General features: G+C 38.7%; 15 protein-coding genes. 11 read left to right on the plus strand and 4 right to left on the minus strand.

Features of this window, described 5'->3' with window-relative positions; all coding sequences use genetic code 11:
* The first annotated feature begins 11 nt into the window (after nucleotides 1-11).
* Nucleotides 12-1,013 carry a glutaminase A gene (gene glsA / locus ESZ36_RS03930; RefSeq protein WP_246128982.1) on the plus strand — a complete coding sequence of 334 codons (1,002 nt, stop codon included), beginning with the start codon at nucleotides 12-14 and terminating at the stop codon, nucleotides 1,011-1,013.
* 86 nt (nucleotides 1,014-1,099) lie between these two features.
* Here the strand turns inward: glsA and ESZ36_RS03935 are convergent, their stop codons facing one another.
* A complete protein-coding gene (locus ESZ36_RS03935; protein ID WP_146783849.1) occupies nucleotides 1,100-1,528 on the minus strand; it encodes a hypothetical protein in 429 nt (142 codons plus the stop codon).
* A 314-nt stretch (nucleotides 1,529-1,842) separates the two neighbouring features.
* On the opposite strand from ESZ36_RS03935, the gene nosR reads away from it, so the two are divergent.
* The 6 genes from nosR (at nucleotide 1,843) to ESZ36_RS03965 (ending at nucleotide 10,557) form a co-directional block, all read left to right on the plus strand.
* Nucleotides 1,843-4,002 (plus strand): transcriptional regulator NosR, encoded by a 2,160-nt coding sequence (gene nosR, locus ESZ36_RS03940; RefSeq protein WP_146784750.1) that lies wholly within the window; start codon nucleotides 1,843-1,845, stop codon nucleotides 4,000-4,002.
* A gap of 60 nt (nucleotides 4,003-4,062) precedes the next feature.
* Nucleotides 4,063-5,964, plus strand: coding sequence for a TAT-dependent nitrous-oxide reductase (nosZ, locus tag ESZ36_RS03945; protein ID WP_146783851.1), 1,902 nt, complete (start codon nucleotides 4,063-4,065; stop codon nucleotides 5,962-5,964).
* A gap of 964 nt (nucleotides 5,965-6,928) precedes the next feature.
* Nucleotides 6,929-8,317: a nitrous oxide reductase family maturation protein NosD gene (locus tag ESZ36_RS03950; protein ID WP_211357757.1), complete on the plus strand. Its 1,389-nt coding sequence runs from the start codon at nucleotides 6,929-6,931 to the stop codon at nucleotides 8,315-8,317.
* Between the two features lie 4 nt (nucleotides 8,318-8,321).
* Nucleotides 8,322-9,236: an ABC transporter ATP-binding protein gene (locus tag ESZ36_RS03955; RefSeq protein ID WP_146783854.1), complete on the plus strand. Its 915-nt coding sequence runs from the start codon at nucleotides 8,322-8,324 to the stop codon at nucleotides 9,234-9,236.
* Nucleotides 9,236-10,054: an ABC transporter permease gene (locus tag ESZ36_RS03960; protein ID WP_146783857.1), complete on the plus strand. Its 819-nt coding sequence runs from the start codon at nucleotides 9,236-9,238 to the stop codon at nucleotides 10,052-10,054. The genes ESZ36_RS03955 and ESZ36_RS03960 overlap by 1 nt, the downstream gene beginning before the upstream one ends.
* Nucleotides 10,054-10,557 (plus strand): nitrous oxide reductase accessory protein NosL, encoded by a 504-nt coding sequence (locus ESZ36_RS03965; protein ID WP_146783860.1) that lies wholly within the window; start codon nucleotides 10,054-10,056, stop codon nucleotides 10,555-10,557. Before ESZ36_RS03960 ends, ESZ36_RS03965 begins: the two co-directional genes overlap by 1 nt.
* Nucleotides 10,558-10,670: 113 nt before the next feature.
* Here ESZ36_RS03965 and ESZ36_RS03970 read toward each other — a convergent pair whose 3' ends face one another.
* Nucleotides 10,671-11,561: a TraB/GumN family protein gene (locus ESZ36_RS03970; protein WP_146783863.1), complete on the minus strand. Its 891-nt coding sequence runs from the start codon at nucleotides 11,559-11,561 to the stop codon at nucleotides 10,671-10,673.
* Nucleotides 11,562-11,849: 288 nt separating this feature from the next.
* Between ESZ36_RS03970 and ESZ36_RS03975 the strand changes: the two genes are divergently transcribed.
* The 4 genes from ESZ36_RS03975 to ESZ36_RS03990 all read left to right on the plus strand — a co-directional run bounded on the left by ESZ36_RS03975 (nucleotide 11,850) and on the right by ESZ36_RS03990 (nucleotide 16,243).
* Nucleotides 11,850-12,335 carry a DUF4136 domain-containing protein gene (locus tag ESZ36_RS03975; protein WP_246128983.1) on the plus strand — a complete coding sequence of 162 codons (486 nt, stop codon included), beginning with the start codon at nucleotides 11,850-11,852 and terminating at the stop codon, nucleotides 12,333-12,335.
* A 98-nt stretch (nucleotides 12,336-12,433) separates the two neighbouring features.
* A complete protein-coding gene (locus tag ESZ36_RS03980; RefSeq protein WP_146783868.1) occupies nucleotides 12,434-12,757 on the plus strand; it encodes a ribonuclease E inhibitor RraB in 324 nt (107 codons plus the stop codon).
* A gap of 52 nt (nucleotides 12,758-12,809) precedes the next feature.
* The gene (locus tag ESZ36_RS03985; RefSeq protein ID WP_246128984.1) at nucleotides 12,810-13,436 is read left to right on the plus strand and encodes a lysophospholipid acyltransferase family protein; all 627 of its coding nucleotides are present in this window, start codon (nucleotides 12,810-12,812) and stop codon (nucleotides 13,434-13,436) included.
* Nucleotides 13,437-13,579: 143 nt separating this feature from the next.
* Nucleotides 13,580-16,243, plus strand: a complete 2,664-nt coding sequence (locus tag ESZ36_RS03990) for a TonB-dependent receptor (RefSeq protein WP_146783874.1) — start codon at nucleotides 13,580-13,582, stop codon at nucleotides 16,241-16,243.
* A 123-nt stretch (nucleotides 16,244-16,366) separates the two neighbouring features.
* On the opposite strand, the gene ESZ36_RS03995 is transcribed toward ESZ36_RS03990, so the two are convergent.
* A complete protein-coding gene (locus ESZ36_RS03995; protein ID WP_146783878.1) occupies nucleotides 16,367-17,023 on the minus strand; it encodes a trimeric intracellular cation channel family protein in 657 nt (218 codons plus the stop codon).
* A gap of 30 nt (nucleotides 17,024-17,053) precedes the next feature.
* The gene (locus ESZ36_RS04000) at nucleotides 17,054-18,013 is read right to left on the minus strand and encodes a cobalamin biosynthesis protein CobD/CbiB (RefSeq protein WP_146783881.1); all 960 of its coding nucleotides are present in this window, start codon (nucleotides 18,011-18,013) and stop codon (nucleotides 17,054-17,056) included.
* Nucleotides 18,014-18,021 lie beyond the last annotated feature (8 nt).

Raw genomic sequence — 18,021 nt, forward strand, 5'->3', positions numbered from 1 at the left:
GAATCTATTTAATGAAGTTAACTAACTACTTAGTAATTTTTGTTCAACTGCTGGTATTAACATGTGCCAGCCCAGTATTGGCAAAATCTCCGCAACAGCCAGTTATACAAAGCATATTAGATGATGCTTATCATAAGTTTAAAAATGATACTTCAGGTAAAAATGCTGACTATATTCCTGCATTAGCTAAGGTAGATTCAGCTTATTTTGGCTTAGTGGTAGTCACTCCTCATGGCAAAATTTATACCAAAGGCGACGTCAATCAGCCTTTCTCTATTCAATCTATTTCTAAAGTATTCACCTTAGCATTAGCAATGGAACAAAAAGGTCCACAAACAATTGTTGATAAAATAGGCGTAAATGCCACAGGTTTAGCATTCAACTCAGTGACTGCTATAGAACTAAATAAAGCACGCAGTGTGAACCCTTTAGTTAATGCCGGTGCGATAGCTACCGTAAGCTTACTTGATGGTAACAACGAAAAAGCTAAGTGGTCGGCTCTTTCTGCTTGGTATGATAAATTTGCCAACCGAAAGTTAAGTGTTTTAGAAGATGTTTATAAATCTGAATCTGACACCAATGGTCATAACCGCGCAATTGCAGAGTTATTAACTTCTTATGACCGTTTTTATGGTGATGTCGATATCAACCTTGCCGTCTATACTCGCCAATGCTCAGTTGCTGTTACCGCCAAAGATCTTGCCGTAATGGCATCGGTGCTTGCCAATAACGGTGTTCACCCGTTAACAGATAAACGTTTAATGAGTAGTGATAATGTCTCGCGGGTGTTGGCGGTAATGACAACTGCAGGACTTTATGAGAATAGCGGTCAATGGGCGTATCAAGTAGGTTTGCCTGCAAAAAGTGGCGTCGGTGGCGGTATTATCGCAGTATCCCCTGGAAAATTTGCAGTCGCTGTATTTTCACCCAAACTTGATTCCGCAGGTAATAGCATACGAGCACAAAAAGCCATTGATTTTATTGCCGAAAAATTACACGCCAACATTTTCTAAGCCTCAGAAAAGTTTTCATTACCACAAGAAAAAACCAGTCATCGTGACTGGTTTTTTGTAAAATGCACAATGGGTCTAAGCCAAAATCACTTAGGCAAACTATTTAAAAATTCATCCGCTTCAATAGAGAATCCACACGATTTCATCCAGGCAATGGCCTCTGCTGCTTCAACGAACACGCGTCGTTCATAATTCCCTTCACTTTGCGGGACAATATTTTCAAGTTGCATGTTCTTCCAAGCTGATGGCGAATAAACATGACAGTCTTTGATACAGCCGCTATTTTTAAATTGCTGGCAATGCTCAATTAAATGAGATTCCATCTCAGGAACGCCTAATTCCCACTCATCAAAATAGGAAAAAATGGCCCACTGCGTTCCTTGTAAATGCTCCGTTTCAGCGCGAAATTCTCGGCAATATTGAATAGCCGCTTCTTCATTCCAGCAACCACTAAACCACTGCAATACATAATTGTTTTTTACTAATATTCGCCAATCCCCGTGTACTGCAAACATATGAATTTACCTATAAAACTTACTGGTTGTGCTCTTTACTTATCATTAAAGGGGTGTTTTCAATTGAAGTAAAGCAATGATTCGATATTAAGCGATTTAGCGTCATATCGATACTTATACCCATAATTTATATAAGGATTTAAGGAATACAAACCACAGTACATTTATTTACATAGCTTGATCTACATCATAACGGCTTTAAAGCGAAAGCGTACACTGTGACATATTGTCGCAGTTGGTCATTTTTATGCCATACTGCATGAACACAACACCTTGGCGATGTCATGTTAGTAAATAATTTTTTTAACTTCTTCATGGGTTTATCCCAACAAACAGTCTCTACACTGAGAAGCACGCTTACCCAAGCGTTGGTTCTATTTTTATGTGTCATCATGCCAGCACAAGCCCTTTTTGTTAGCCCTCCTAAAGATCCTATGCCGTTAATTAAGGAGATCTTTGCCGAACAAACTAAAATTAGTGAGAAACAAGCTACTGAAGAAGGTGGTCCCTTAGTTTGGACCGTTTATAAACAAGGTTCTAAAGGCGATGAGATTTTAGGTTACGCCTTTGAAACTAATGACATAGCTAAAATCCCAGCCTATTCAGGCGAACCAGTAAATATGTTAGTGGCTATTGATACTAAAGGCGTTTATTTAGGCGCAAAAGTATTAGAACATCATGAACCAATCATATTAGCGGGCATTCCCGAAAGTAAATTACATAATTTCACCAAACAATATGACGGTTTACATGTGAGTGACCGTTTAAAAGTTGGCGGCAACAAAACCGACAATGTTATTCACATCGATGGCCTTTCTGGCGCAACCGTTACGGTAATGGTGATGAATGTTGGTATTGTAAAATCAGCAACAAAGGTTGCTCGTGCGCTAGGTATTATTAGTGCTAGCCAAGACGTAATACAACCAATGGGAACCATTTACCCTGACGTTTTTGCCAAGTCAGATTGGACTACCCTCACCGGTGATGGCTCTATCCGTAAGTTATACCTCAACAGAAAAACTGTTGATGAAGCGTTTGTTGATACTGATGCCGAACATGTTGAAGAAGCGAGTAGCGAACAAAAACAAGATATGTTTGCCGAGGTTTATTTTGCACAATTAAACATTCCTACCGTTGGTCGTAACTTACTTGGTGATAGTGAGTATGACTATGTTATTTCTTCATTAAAACCTGGCGAACACGCGCTTATTTTAATGGGTACAGGTTATTCATTTAAAGGCTCTGGTTATGTTCGTGGTGCTATTTTTGATCGTCTTCAAATATTACAAAATGGCGATGCATTTGCCTTTAGAGATTTAGATCACAGTCGCGTACCCGATATTTATATTGAAGGAGCCCCACAATTCAGTGAGCGTTCAATCTTTATTATCCGTGACCACCACAAGTTTAACCCCGCTTCTGATTGGCAGCTAGAGTTATTAGTTCGTCGTCAAACCGGTCCTCTAGAAAGTATATTCACAAGTTTTAAAGCTGATTATCATACCTTAGACAAATATTTAGATCGCCCAGCTGTCATTATGCCTGAGCCAGAATTAACGCTAGCGCAGCAAGTATGGAAAGAAAAAGAAGCTGAAGTCATTGTACTCATTATCTTACTTATTATTGTTGTGATGAGCTTGTTTTTCCAGGACATCCTTGTACGTCATCCAACATTTATGCATAACTTCCGTCATTTATTCCTAATTGTTACGGTGGTATTTATTGGTTGGTCTTGGGGCGGACAACTCTCTGTAGTGAACGTATTTACTTTCTTACAAGCCTTTATGTCTGATTTTTCTTGGGACTTGTTCTTACTTGACCCAGTGATTTTCATTCTTTGGGGCGCAGCAGCGGTTACCATGATTTTATGGGGTCGTGCGGTTTACTGTGGCTGGTTATGCCCGTTTGGCGCGTTACAAGAATTAATGAATATTTTTGCACGCTACATCAAAATTCCACAATTTGAATTACCTTGGGCTGTTCATGAACGTTTATGGGCCATTAAATATCTAATTTTATTAGCACTGTTTGGTTTGTCGATGGAGTCATTATCACTGGCCGAGCAATTCGCTGAAGTAGAGCCATTTAAAACCACTTTCTTATTGAAGTTTGATCGTGAATGGCCGTTTGTATTGTATGCCACCATTCTACTTATTATTAACATTTTTAACCGCAAATTCTTCTGTCGTTACTTGTGTCCGTTAGGTGCTGCGTTATCAACAAGTAACAGCGTTCGTTTATTTAGTTGGTTACGTCGTCGTCCTGAATGTGGTCAGCCTTGTAAAACATGTGCTAAAGAATGTGAGATTCAAGCAATAGATCCAGATGGTGTTATTAACATGCGTGAGTGCCATTACTGTCTTGATTGCCAAGTGACCTATTTTAATGAAGAAAAATGTCCACCATTGAAAAAATTAGCAAGAAAAAAAGCAAAGTTTAAAGAAACAGAAATAGAAATAACCGAAGTAGCTTAATTGGATCAAGCGAGCTAAATAACAAATTTAATTACATTTTAAGTAAAGTGGAGAATAACAATGAGTAAAGAAGAGTTAAATTTAACGAATGACTCCAATGAAGTTACATTGGAAAGCGAAGAACGTCGTAAGTTTTTTGGTAAAAGTGCCCTAATCGGTGCAGGTGTTGTAGCAGCGCCAATGACAGCAGCTATGTTTGCCTCTACTGCGCAAGCACAAAGAAAAGAAATTGCAATGAGCCCTGTTGTACATCCAGGTGAATTAGATGAGTATTATGGCTTCTGGTCAGGTGGTCATTCTGGTGAAGTCCGTATTATGGGTATCCCATCAATGCGTGAGTTAATGCGTATTCCAGTATTTAATACTGACTCAGCAACAGGCTGGGGTTTAACTGAAGAATCTAAACGTGTTAAAGGCGACAGTGCCGATATCATGATGGGTGACTCTCATCATCCTCATATGAGTATGACCGATGGTAGTTACAACGGTAAATATGTTTTCATTAATGATAAAGCTAACTCCCGTGTAGCACGTATTCGTTGTGACATCATGAAGTGTGACAAAATGCTTACGGTACCAAACGTACAAGCAGTTCACGGATTACGTGTACAAAAAGCACCATATACTAAATATGTTGTTTGTAATGGTGAATTTGAAATTCCAATGAATAACGATGGTAAAGAAGGCATGAGAGATGTCAGCACTTACCGTTCGTTATACAACGTAATTGACGCAGAAACCATGGAAATGGCTTTCCAAGTAATGGTTGACGGTAACTTAGATAATACTGATGCCGATTTTGATGGTAAGTACTTCGCATCTACATGTTACAACTCAGAAATGGGTATGAACTTAGGCGAAATGATTTCTGCTGAGCGTGACCACGTTGTTGTATTCAGCTTAGCGGCTTGTGAAGCAGCACTTAAAGCGGGTAAATTCAAAACTTATAACGGTAATGATGTACCAGTACTAGATGGTCGTAAAGGTTCTGAATTAACACGTTATATTCCAGTTCCAAAATCACCTCATGGTTTGAATACTTCGCCAGAAGGTAAATACTTCATGGCAAATGGTAAATTATCACCAACAGTAACAGTAATTTCTATTGCTAAGTTAGATGATTTATTTGCAAACAAAATTAAACCTCGTGACACTGTAGTAGCTGAGCCAGAGTTAGGTTTAGGTCCTTTACATACAGCGTTTGATGGCCGCGGTAACGCTTACACTACATTATTCCTAGATAGCCAAATTGCTAAATGGAATGTTGAAGACGCAATCAAAGCGTACAATGGCGAAAAAGTTAACTATTTACGTCAAAAACTTGATGTGCATTATCAACCAGGCCATAACCATACAACACAAGGTGAATCACGTGATGCTGATGGTAAATGGTTAGTTGTTCTATGTAAGTTCTCTAAAGATAGATTCTTACCTACTGGACCACTTAAACCAGAAAATGATCAATTAATTGATATTTCTGGTGATGAAATGAAAATTGTTCATGATGGTCCAACATTTGCTGAACCGCATGACTGTATTATGGTACACCGTAGTAAAATTAAGCCTAAGAAAGTTTATACCCGTGATGAGCCAACTTTTGCAGAAACATTAGCAATCGCGAAGCGTGATGGTGTTAATCCAATGAGTGACAATAAAGTTATTCGCGATGGCAAAAAAGTTCGTGTATATATGACTTCTGTTGCACCTACCTACGGTATGAGTGAGTTTACTGTAAAACTAGGTGATGAAGTCACCGTAATCATAACTAACCTTGACCAAGTAGAAGATGTAACTCATGGTTTCTGTATGACTAACCACGGCGTACAAATGGAAATTGGTCCTCAACAGACTTCTTCTATTACCTTTACTGCCAACAAACCTGGCGTACAGTGGTATTACTGTAACTGGTTCTGTCATGCACTACACATGGAAATGCGTGGTCGTATGTTTGTTGAAGCTTAATAATAGCTTCATGCGTGATGTTACCGAAAAGGTTCTGTCACGCAGTTAATATACTACAAGCATGAAAATGCGTGGCCGTATGTTCGTTGAAGCATAAGCTTTAACTTAACAAGCAGTTAATTAAGAATTCAAAAGCTCGACACTGAAAAGTGTCGGGCTTTTTTGTGATCTTAATTACAGGAAACTGGTTCTGTCATGCAGTTAATATACTACAAGCATGAAAATGCGTGGTCGTATGTTCGTTGAAGCATAAGCTTTAACTTAACAAACAGTTAATTAAGAATTCAAAAGCTCGACACTGAAAAGTGTCGGGCTTTTTTGTGATCTTAATAACAGGAAACTGGTTCTGTCATGCAGTTAATATACTACAAGCATGGAAATGCGTGGTCGTATGTTCGTTGAAGCATAAGCTTTAACTTAACAAGCAGTTATTTAAGAATTCAAAAGCTCGACACTGAAAAGTGTCGGGCTTTTTTGTGATTTTAATTACAGGAAACTGGTTCTGTCATGCCGTTAATATACTACAAGCATGAAAATGCGTGGTCGTTTGTTCGTTGAAGCTTAAGCTTAAGCTTTAACTTAACAAACAGTTAATTAAGAATTCAAAAGTCCAACATTGAAAAATGTCGGGCTTTTTTGTGATCTTAATTACAGGAAACTGGTTCTGTCATGCAGTTAATATACTACAAGCATGAAAATACGTGGTCGTATGTTTGTTGAATTGAAGCCAGACCAACACGCAAGATATACGTTTTCCATCTCATCAGTTCAGGTTATCAATCTTATAAACCTACGAAATACCGTGCCCAAAAAACATAAGAACAGCTATCCACGATATTGCAAGGATATTTATATTTTTATTGCCTATTATGAGCTATAAATGAAACTTATTTAATCGAGATCAACTGATTTTCGTCTAATAATGCTATGCTGCATTTAGTTACCCTTTTATAGAATAATTGTTTTGCTACTCTTCAAAAAATCACTTGCCATCTTGTTCATCATCAGCAGCTTTTATGCTCAACAAGTCACTGCGCAAGAAATTCAATTATCGCCCGCTGATGATTTACAACAAGCACTTAATAATAGCCAGAATGGCGATGTTATTATATTAGAGTCTGGGAGTTACTTCGGTAATTTCATCATCCCAAATCAAGTAACGCTTCGTAGCAATAATAAAGGCGAAGCCATTATAGACTCTCAAGGTAAAGGTCATGGTTTATGGCTCAAAAATTCGCATATCACCATAGAAAACCTAACCATAACCAACTGGGGTAATGACTTAACCGAGCAAAATTCTGGTATATATTCTCATGATAAAATAGACAACAACAAAGTACCTAACTTAACCATTAGAAATAATATTTTAATTGGGGATGGTTTTGGCATCTGGCTTAATCAAGCTGACAAAGCGATTATTAGCCATAACCGCGTTAAAGGAAACTTAACATTACGTTCAGCTGACAGAGGAAACGGTATTCAAGTTGCCAATGTCACTAATAGCCATATTTTTCTTAATGAGGTCAGTGAAACTCGAGACGGTGTTTATGTTATTTCCAGTCAAAATAATATTATTGAACAAAATACCATGCACCATTTACGCTACGGTATTCATTATATGTATTCTTATGATAATACAGTAAAAAATAATTCTGCTTACAATACTCGTGCAGGTTACGCCTTAATGAGTTCACGTCGATTAACTATTACCGGTAATAAAACAATCGACAGCGAAGATTATGGTTTTTTACTGAATTTTATTACCCAGTCTACTTTTAGTCATAACTATGTTAAAAACGTTTGGACAAAACCTGAAAATAAAGTGCTTGGCCGCGATGGTAAAGGCTTATTTGTTTATAACTCAGGCTACAATACGGTAAAAAACAATATTATTGATACCGCTGAAATAGGCATTCATCTTACGGCTGGTTCTGAAAACATCAAGATATTCGGTAATAGCTTTATCAATAATCCCACCCAAGTTAAATATGTTTCCAATAAAAAACAAGAGTGGAGTAAAGATGGTCGAGGTAATTACTGGAGTAATTATTTAGGCTGGGATATGGGGAATGATGGCATCGGCGATACTATTTTTGAACCCAACGACGGTATAGATAAACTCGTCTGGCAATACCCCGAAATGAAAATGATTATGGATAGCCCTGCAATTTTAATTTTGCGCTGGGTACAAAGACAATTTCCAGTACTTAAACCACCGGGCGTTAAAGACAGCTTCCCATTAATGAGCGCCCCTAGTTTAACAAAGAACGATCAAACCGTTACAACACCTACCTTTGCAAAAAGTAATTCTGCGCAGTCAGCAAACACCACTAGCGCAAGCTTGAAGGAATAATTTTATGAGTACTCCACTAGTATCACTCACCGATGCAGGTATAAGTTACCAGCAACTCGATGCTTTAAAGTCAGTGACAATGCACTTGAACCAAGGTGAGGTTATGGGTTTATTTGGCCATAACGGCGCCGGTAAAACTACCATGATGAAACTTATCCTAGGGGTTATTTCTCCAAGTCGTGGCACGGTTGAAGTAATGGGCATGGCGCCTGATTCAAAAGAAGCATGGCATTGTCGTAGTAAAGTTGGTTACTTACCTGAAAACGTGAGTTTTTATGAACAACTTACCGGCTTAGAAGTATTAACTTACTTTGCAAAATTAAAAGGTTTCAATAAAAAACAGGCTATTGATTTACTTGAGCAAGTGGGTATTACCCATGCGATGAAAAGACAAGTAAAAACGTACTCAAAGGGTATGCGTCAACGTTTAGGTTTAGCACAAGCATTTATTGGTGAGCCGAAATTATTATTACTTGATGAACCAACCGTTGGTTTAGATCCCATCGCTACCCGCGATTTTTATAAAACAGTTGATCAATTAAAGTCTAATGGCTCTAGTGTCATTCTATGTTCTCACGTTTTGCCAGGTGTTGAGCAACATATTGATCGGGCGATGATTTTATCGACTGGTCAATTATTAGCTATGGGTACCTTAGCCGATTTACGTCAACAGGCGGCTTTACCTGTTGCTATCAAACCCTTTGGACTTAATGGTTCAGTGGCGAATGACAGCAAACTAAATGGTTTTTTAACCGCCAACTGTCCAAACACTTTATTGGTACCTGAACAGGAAAAAATGAAGGTATTAAGACAATTAATCAGTCATGAAGGCTTAGATGATTTACAGGTAGAGACTGCAAATTTAGAGCAAGTTTATCAGCACTTCCTGTCGGAACATGAAAGTGGAGAGAAAAAATAATGAGACAAATATTAACCGTTGCTAATAAAGAGTTTCACGATGGTTTAAGAAATCGTTGGTTAATTTCTATTACACTCATTTTTGCACTACTGTCTATTGGCTTAACCTACTTTGGCGCTGCAGCTTCTGGTGCTGTTGGTGTAGCTTCACTTTCAACAACGGTTGCCAGTTTAGCCAGCTTAGCTGTTTTTCTTATTCCTCTTATTGCCTTACTGCTCAGCTACGATAGCTTTGTCGGTGAACAAGAAAGTGGTACCTTGTTGTTGTTATTGACCTACCCATTAAGTAAAAGCCAATTATTACTCGGTAAGTTTATCGGTCAAGGCAGTATTATCGCCTTAGCGACCTTGCTTGGTTTTGGCTCATCGGCGATATTATTGTATTTCCAACTCGGCGACATACAAGTGTTAACAAGCTTCTCAGTATTTATTGTTAGTGCAATTTTATTGGGCTTAAGCTTTACTGCAATTTCTTATTTAATTAGCTTATCGGTAAGTGAAAAATCGAAAGCCGCTGGTTTTGCTTTAATTACTTGGTTCTTGTTTGCGCTTGCCTTTGATTTAGCGTTATTAGCTCTACTTGTCGGCGTTGAACAAGGTATTACCCAAGCTGGTTTAACACAATTGATGATGCTTAATCCAGCGGACATTTTCCGTTTAGTAAACCTTTCAGGGCTTGATAGTAGTGATGTTAACGGCGCTCTTGCTGTTGCCATTAATGCTAGCCTTTCACAAGGACAGTTGTTCTCTGCTTTACTTGCTTGGGTTGCATTACCCTTGAGCATTGCCATATTTATCTTCAAAAGGAAAAAACTTTAATGTTTGCTATTTTTAAAACGCTCGGTGCAATTTTTTGTTTAATCGTCATATCTGCCTGTTCAGATAATTCAGCACAACAAGCCGTTATTCATAAAGCGGTTGCCATGGAAAGCAGCGATGAATGTCACTTATGTGGCATGCTTATCACCAACTTTGATGGCCCTAAAGGCGAAGTATTCCGAAAAGAACAAGGCGATAAAGTATTTAAGTTCTGCTCTACCCGCGACATGTTTAGCTATTATTTAGACCCTGAAAATACCCGTAATGTCAGTCAAATACTGGTACATGATATGAGTAAAATGCCTTGGGGCAGTGACAGTATTGATGATAAATATTTTATTGATGCTAAAACTGCTTGGTATGTTACTGGCTCTGAAAAAACAGGGGCAATGGGAAAAACGTTAGCAAGCTTTAGTTTACAAACAGATGCTCAAGCTTTTGCCGATGAATTTGGCGGTAAAGTACTTAGCTTTAAAGATGTGAATCAAGATAGTCTTTGGTAAGTAGAGACTCTGTTTCCTCGGTGGTAACTCGGTGCGAATATGATGTATTAACTAGCTGAACCTTTTAACTATGTTCAGCTAGCTTTTTTACAAGTTTAATAAATCTATTGAAGTTAAAGCTTTTCTACACGATACCCTTTAGCTTTCAATAATGCTAAAACACTTTTATCACCCGCTAGATGCGCGACGCCCACTAAAACAAACTCTTTATCTGTGCTTTTACCATTGCTACTAAACATGCGATCAATATGTGAGATCCACGTGTGATTTCTATCGGTTAGTAATTTTTTAAATGTTTTAGGATCATCCTTCATCGGTAAAATAGCTAAGGTATTAAGCTGCTGTTCATCACCTACTCGCCAAGCTTTAAGTAAGCCCAAAAACATCGTTTTAAAGTCTGTCATTTGCTCAAGGTTTGACTTGATGAAACGATCTTCATCGCCAATACCCATATTAGCAATCATATTCATTTGAAACTCGGCACTCTCCAAGTACGCTATGTCTTTATTATCCCTAGTTGCTTGTTTGCTGTAGAAGATATCAACACCTTCTCCTGATAACTGTGCTTTTTGCGCTTCTAATAACGCCAACATGGTGACCAAAAAGCCAGGTTTAAAGTGTTCAAACATCACTAGATCGACACCTAAAGAAGAAACATACTGACTGAGCTTTTGTTGCGTTTTTGTTGATAAGAAACTGCTAATAGTTTTACCATTGCTATAAGTCATTTGTTGCATCATATTCAGTTGAAAGCCAGCATCACTGCCATCAGGTAATTTAGCTTCTAATACTATGCTATCGCTTTGTTTATAAGCTTCATCAAATTCTTTTGGTAATGGAAATTCTGACGGTGGTAAAATATGCACTGTACCACCGATAAAAATGTAGTCATTGCCTTTACTGACTTTCCAAACGGATGATTGTGCTTGCGCGGTTAAAGAAACAAAGCTCATTGCAATAAGTGATGCACCAATAAATAGATGCTTATAAGTACTTTTAATCATTAAATATCCTTATTCTTTTCTGTAAAATAATGCAGCTCAAGGTTAAAAAGCGCTGTAATCAAGCTTTACCCATCAAGATACCTGTTTCGAAGAGCACTTTGAATGGTAACGGGTATAAAACCTATAATATTGTCGGTTTCCCTGTTCAAACCTTAAGCCAGTTGTTAGGCTAGCGTTTTACTTCTAGCGCATTCTTTAGTCTGTGTTGGCTAACTTATGGTATTAACATTGCCGATAAAATTACTTCTACTCTACCTACTTGTATTAAATTTATCTAGTTGTAGCTCAATGAACAACCCTGTGACCTATCATACTAGTTTTGATTTTTCTAAAGTAAAAACCTATAGCTTTTACCCGAGTGACTCAAAATTTTTTGATAGCCAAAGCCTAAGCCATGCACAGCGAAATCGTATTGAAATAGCAATAGAAAAGAGCCTTAACGCACAAGATTTTAATTATAGTGACCTTGTGAATGCAGATATCATCGTTACCTATCACCTAGTTAAGGGTACACGTCAAGATTACCAAGATTATAATAAAGTTGTGTTATTTTGCCCGCACTGTTTAAAAGCCAATACGTGGCAACAAGACAACGATGATTGGTCTATTTATCCAGGTGGTTTGATTATTGATTTAGTCGATCCTAAACGTAATCGTTCTGTGTGGCGCAGTATATATCCTCTAGATTTCAAGCCAAAAGATAACAGCACCACACAAAATGAAAAAACAATGGAAGCGGTTGATGTTATGCTGACTCAGTATCCTGGAAACTAAAACCAACCATAAAAATATTTATTTATCCCAAGCTCTATTCAAGGCGCTTTTACCGATTTATAATGCCCCATTAAATAACATAAGAATTTTACCCATATATGAACTACCCAGATGACGAAACAGGCCAAGTATTAGCCGAAATGCACCAAGCAGGTATAGACTTGAGCCAATCACATGATGTGGTATTTTTTCATTTGTTTGAGAAAGAAAGCCAGGCACAGGCTATGGTCCAACATTTAAAAGAACACTTGCCCGAAGTAAAATGCAACTTACACCCAGATGAAACCCCTAATGTTTGGGATGTAGATTGTACCGTTGTTATGACGCCATCACATGAAGCGATTGTTAAACAAGAAGAAGCTTTTGATAAAATCGTTACCCAGTTTTCTGGTTATACCGATGGCTGGGGGATTGAAGCTTAATTATCGCTTCACAATAATACTCATGTTTAGCTTTTATCTAAAAAAATACTCTATGTATGTCTTCATAGCTGCCGAGTCTGTTGCACTCTCTCTGTGTAAACGCCACGGTGCTATGTTCAATCGTTTTCGCCAATTTTTTGTTGTTAGGATTGTGCGCAGTGTTGGTGCTCGAGTGAACCTTACTGGCACTATCGACGCCGATACCGATATTTTAATTGTTAATCATCAAAGTATGTTTGATATATTCTCTCTTGAAGAAGCCGTAGGCTTGGATACTCGTTTTATCGGTAGAACCGGTATTATGGATAAATGGCCCGTTTCTCGAATTGTCGATAGGGTTGGCCATATTACCGTCGATCAAAAAGACAGTCGTGCCATCATCAAGTTATTAAAAGACGTAAAAATTTGCAAAGGTAAAAAGGTCATCATCTTTCCTGAAGGAACACGCTCACAATCAGGAAAAATTGAACCTTTTGAAGCAGGTGCAAAATTACTGGTTGAAAAGCTTAAGCTGAAAGCGCAACCCGTTGTTATTAAAAACATATTAGATATTTATAACGAGTCAGATAAAACAGCTACTTCAGGTACCATTGAGATAGAAGCTTTACCTGCAGTCACCATTACTGATAATTGGTACGAAGACATACAACAACAAATGAACAAAACGTTTAGCAAATAACTTACAGCATCGGCTAATTAGCCATCAGACCCACTAATTGCGGCAATATGTCACACTACGTAATTGTTTGTAACTGATAAAATCTCGGCACCTTTTTAACTCGTTACAACAACGAGTTGTTATACCTAGCTTGGTGCTTCCCAATGAAAAAATCCCTCTTATTTACCGCTATATTTATGGCGTTCAACAGCCCTCATATTTATGCTAATGAGCTTGAGCAAAATTTAGCGGAAGAAATTGAAAAAATATCCATTACCGGTTCTCATATCAAACGAGCAGATTTTGAAACAGCCAGCCCTATTAGTGTTCTCACTGCCGAACAAATAGCACTTACCGGCATAGTCAATGTCGAAGACTTATTACAACGTATGCCTTTTTCAGCCGGTGTTGCTGGTAATGCCACTAACGCTTACTGGACCAGTGGCGGTTATGGTACTGCGCAAGTCAATTTACGTGGTATGGGTATTAAACGGACGCTGGTATTACTTAACGGTAGACGCATGGTTAATGGGGGCACTGGCGCAAATAGTTCAGTAGATCTGAACACGATTCCCACCGGGTTGATCGAGCGTATCGATATTCTAAAAGATGGCGCTTCTGCCATTTATGGTGCAGATGCAGTAGCTGGTGTGGTTAATATCATTACCAAGAATGATCTTGAAGGTGCTACTTTTACTGCAAAAGCGGGCGCATCTGATGAAGGTGATGGCGAACATCAAGAGCTCAGTTTAAACATTGGATCTTCATTTGACCGTGGTAATTTTGTTTTTAGTGCTAATTACGTAAACACTGAGGCGGTCAGACAATCAGATAGAATTGATTGTGCAAAAAAAGAAATTGTTAACGATGATGGCACCAGCCAACTAGCTTGTTTTGGTAGCTCCTCTACCGAGGGTGGACGTGCATTATTGGCTGATGGCCAAAGTGTGCAATTTAATCAAAATCCTCAAGGTGATGGTAATAGCTATGAAACTTACGACAGTAATAAGCATGCTTTTACTTGGATACCTTACTTAAATGCAGTTAGTCCGAGTAAACGGATTAACTTGGCGACAACGCTCAATTATCAATTAACAGACCAAATTAATTTATTTACCGAAGCCATGTATAGCAATCGCCAATCTGAACAGATTGTTACACCTCGAAGCATTGGTGGCATTATGGTGTCCAAGGATTTTGCTTATAATCCAACAGGACAAGATCTTGAGCTAACAAAACGTCGTAATACCGAACTGGGCGCACCTTTCTTTTTTCAAGAAACTGATACTACACGCCTTGTTTTAGGGCTTAATGGTGAGTTCAGTAACGACTGGCACTGGGATATGGCTTACAACTATAGCCGTAATACTGGTAACGATGGCTGGACCTTCGATTTAGATAAGGAAAGAGCGAGCCAGACCCTTGATGAGAACGTTTGTAGCGCTGATGCTGGTGCGAGCATTCCTTGTGGTGATTGGTTTGGTGTCGGTGAGTTAAGTCCAGAGGTTATTGATTACGTTAAATATCGTCGTGAAGGTAATGGCGGCAATGAACTCAAATCATTTACTTTAAATTTAACGGGTGACATTACTCAATTACCTGCGGGTACCCTAGCCTTTGCGACAGGAATTGAAAGTAGATACGAAAGTGGCTGGCGTAATCCAGATTCAACTGTATTACGTAATGGTGGAGAAGATAGCATTAATGGCCATTATAACGTCAATGAAGTCTACGCTGAATTTTCGATTCCTTTACTCGCTGGCTTACCCTTTGTTAAATCACTTAATGCTGAAGTAGCCACTCGCTATGCTGATTACAGTACCTTTGGCGATAAGACCACTTACAAAATTGGCTTAACTTGGCAAATTGTTGATAGTTTAATGTTGCGTGGTGTTAAATCGACCGCCTTTAGAGTGCCGATGTTAACCGAGCAGTTTGGTGGCACCAACTCTGAAAATCTTCGCACTATTGACCCCTGTGAAAATGCCACGGGTACCATTGCAGCTAATTGTTTAGCTGATGGTGTCGCTGTTGATTTTGTGCAAGATGGTACTACGGTATTAACCGCTGTCGGCGGTAATCCTGAAGTAGAGCCCGAGTCTGCTGAAACATTAACATTAGGCGTGGTATGGCAAGCAAGTTTTGTTGAGGGATTATCGGCAACCATTGACTATTTTGATATAGAAGTTGAAGAAGCTATTACCTCGGTCAATGGCTCTGATGTACTTAAACTTTGTTATAGCGACCCTGTTGCCTACAGTGAGTATTGTAATAGCTTTGAGCGCCATAGTATTAGTAAACAGGTGACTACACTTAATCAACGTCCTGTTAATGCGGCTTGGGAGAAAGTCAGCGGGCTAGACTTCAACGTGCAATACCAAGGGTCGCTGTTTAATTTAACAACCAAGGTTGATTTAGAGGCAACTCATCTACTTAATCATGAGAATAAGCCATTACCAGGACAAGCAACCCATGAATTATTAGGCCTTATTACCGAAGATCAAGGCAGTTATACCGAGTGGCGCGCTAATCTAGGCTTTACCGTACAGGCAGAGGATTGGGGCACTTATTATGCCATTCGCTACATTGGTACCGCGGATGATGCCAATGGCGGCGGTCCTATTGGTAGTTCGGTGCCCAGTATTTTTTATCATGATATTCAAGGCAGTTATTATTTAACTGACGATGTCAGCCTATCTGCAGGTATCGATAATATATTTGATAAAAAGGCACCGTTCTTAACTTCATGGAATGATGCTAATACTGATGTGATGACGTATGACTTACATGGCCGACGTGGTTATGTGAAGGTCTCTGTTAGCTTTTAGCCTTTGATGAGGCAACATTAGCATTTATGATGAAATCCAGTACTTATTGATAGTACTGGATTTTTTACTTTTAATTACATGATATGAGGAATCAGATAGAGAGTTTGTAAAGCGGTAATTTTATTATTTCTCTATAGTTTTATCTTTACCTTTATCTTTTTTTGGCTTTTCAACAATATGAAAAGCCGGTAATGAAACATGCCAATAGATAGCAGCTAAGCGTAGGGCCAATGCTGCAGAAATTGAGACAATCATCGCGTTAGTATCATTCCAATTTAACCCATGCAATATAATAAATAAACTACCACCTAACATGGCCGCCAGCGCATAAATTTCTTCACGTAAAATCATCGGAATTACATTACATAAAACATCTCGAATCATACCGCCAGCAATACCCGTAATAGTACCTAATACAACAGCCACCGGGATTGGTGCGCCCAAATATAACGCTTTTTGCGTGCCTAAAACGGCGAACAAGGCTAAACCTAATGCATCGGCAATGAGCAAGAAACGCTTAGGGATCCGTTTTGGTTGTCTTATGAGTACGATGGTGAGTATCGCTGTCACTAAAATAACATAGAGGTAATAGGGTTTTTCCACCCAAAAGACTGGCGTTTGTAAAATGACATCGCGAATGGTACCGCCACCTACAGCCGTAACTGAGGCCAACACAACGACACCAAAAGGATCAAGTTGATAGCGCCCTGCCATAAGCGCCCCTGATAAAGCAAAAACAATAACGCCAAAAATATCTAAATAAAATAAAAAGTCATTCATGTAAAGTCCAAATCAACAAAGGGGTTAGCTTTACGTGACTAACTGCCAGCATAGAGCTGACAGCGCGAGTAAAAATAAACTGCTATAGATAGTGAAATTAACTTTTCGGCTTGCTTTAATAATATCGCGTGGCTCTGGTTGCTTGCCAAGATCATTAAAGGCGGCCTTACGTAATTTTTCGCCTTGATACATAGCGACTCCGCCGAGTCTCACGGTAAGCGAAAAAGCATGTACCGCTATAAAAAAATCATTATTGAGCTTAAAGAAGTGGCCTCGTGTTAAGCGCCAAAATAATAAACTGCCCTGCCCTACAGTACTTAGTAATATCAATAATGCCATTAACCGGCTAGGTAACCATTGAATAAGCTGGGTAAACAGCTGGCTGTAAAAGCCAAAATGTTTATATTGCCCTAATTTAGTGTTCCAACAATAGTGCATTTCTAACATTAATCGGTAGCTAAGAGCCGCTAACGGGCCAAAGGTAATAAAGAGGAAGCTAACCACATAAATTTGCTGCAAACTGCGAAGTAGGTGCATTTCAATAGCCGCTTTACTTAACCCCACTGGTGAGAGTTGATCTGTTTCTCGCAAGAGTAGTGGCTTGAGGGTTTGCTTTGCCAAATAGTTTTTTTTAGCAACTAAAGCTTGTGCAATACCTATGTTTACCTGCCCTAGATTGAGGCTGCCTAGGGCAAGATAAAGTAATAACCCTTGCCACAGGTAATCAACCGCAATAAAGTCAGCGAAGAGCCATAAAATAATAACTATCGGTACCAAAGTGACTAATAGCGCTAATAAACCAGCGATGATTTGATGTTGAGTACTATTTTTACTGTTATTAACTTTATTACCTAACTGTAAGCAATAAAATTGGAAAAAACGTAGTGGCTCATGAGCAATGAAATGGCTAACTAAGGACTTAATGATCAGCACTACCATGAGAATTAACACATGATTAGTAAAAGGCACTAACTCGGTGAGTACTGTCATTAATTATC

The organism is Colwellia demingiae (assembly GCF_007954275.1).
In the GTDB taxonomy this organism is placed as follows: domain Bacteria; phylum Pseudomonadota; class Gammaproteobacteria; order Enterobacterales; family Alteromonadaceae; genus Colwellia; species Colwellia demingiae.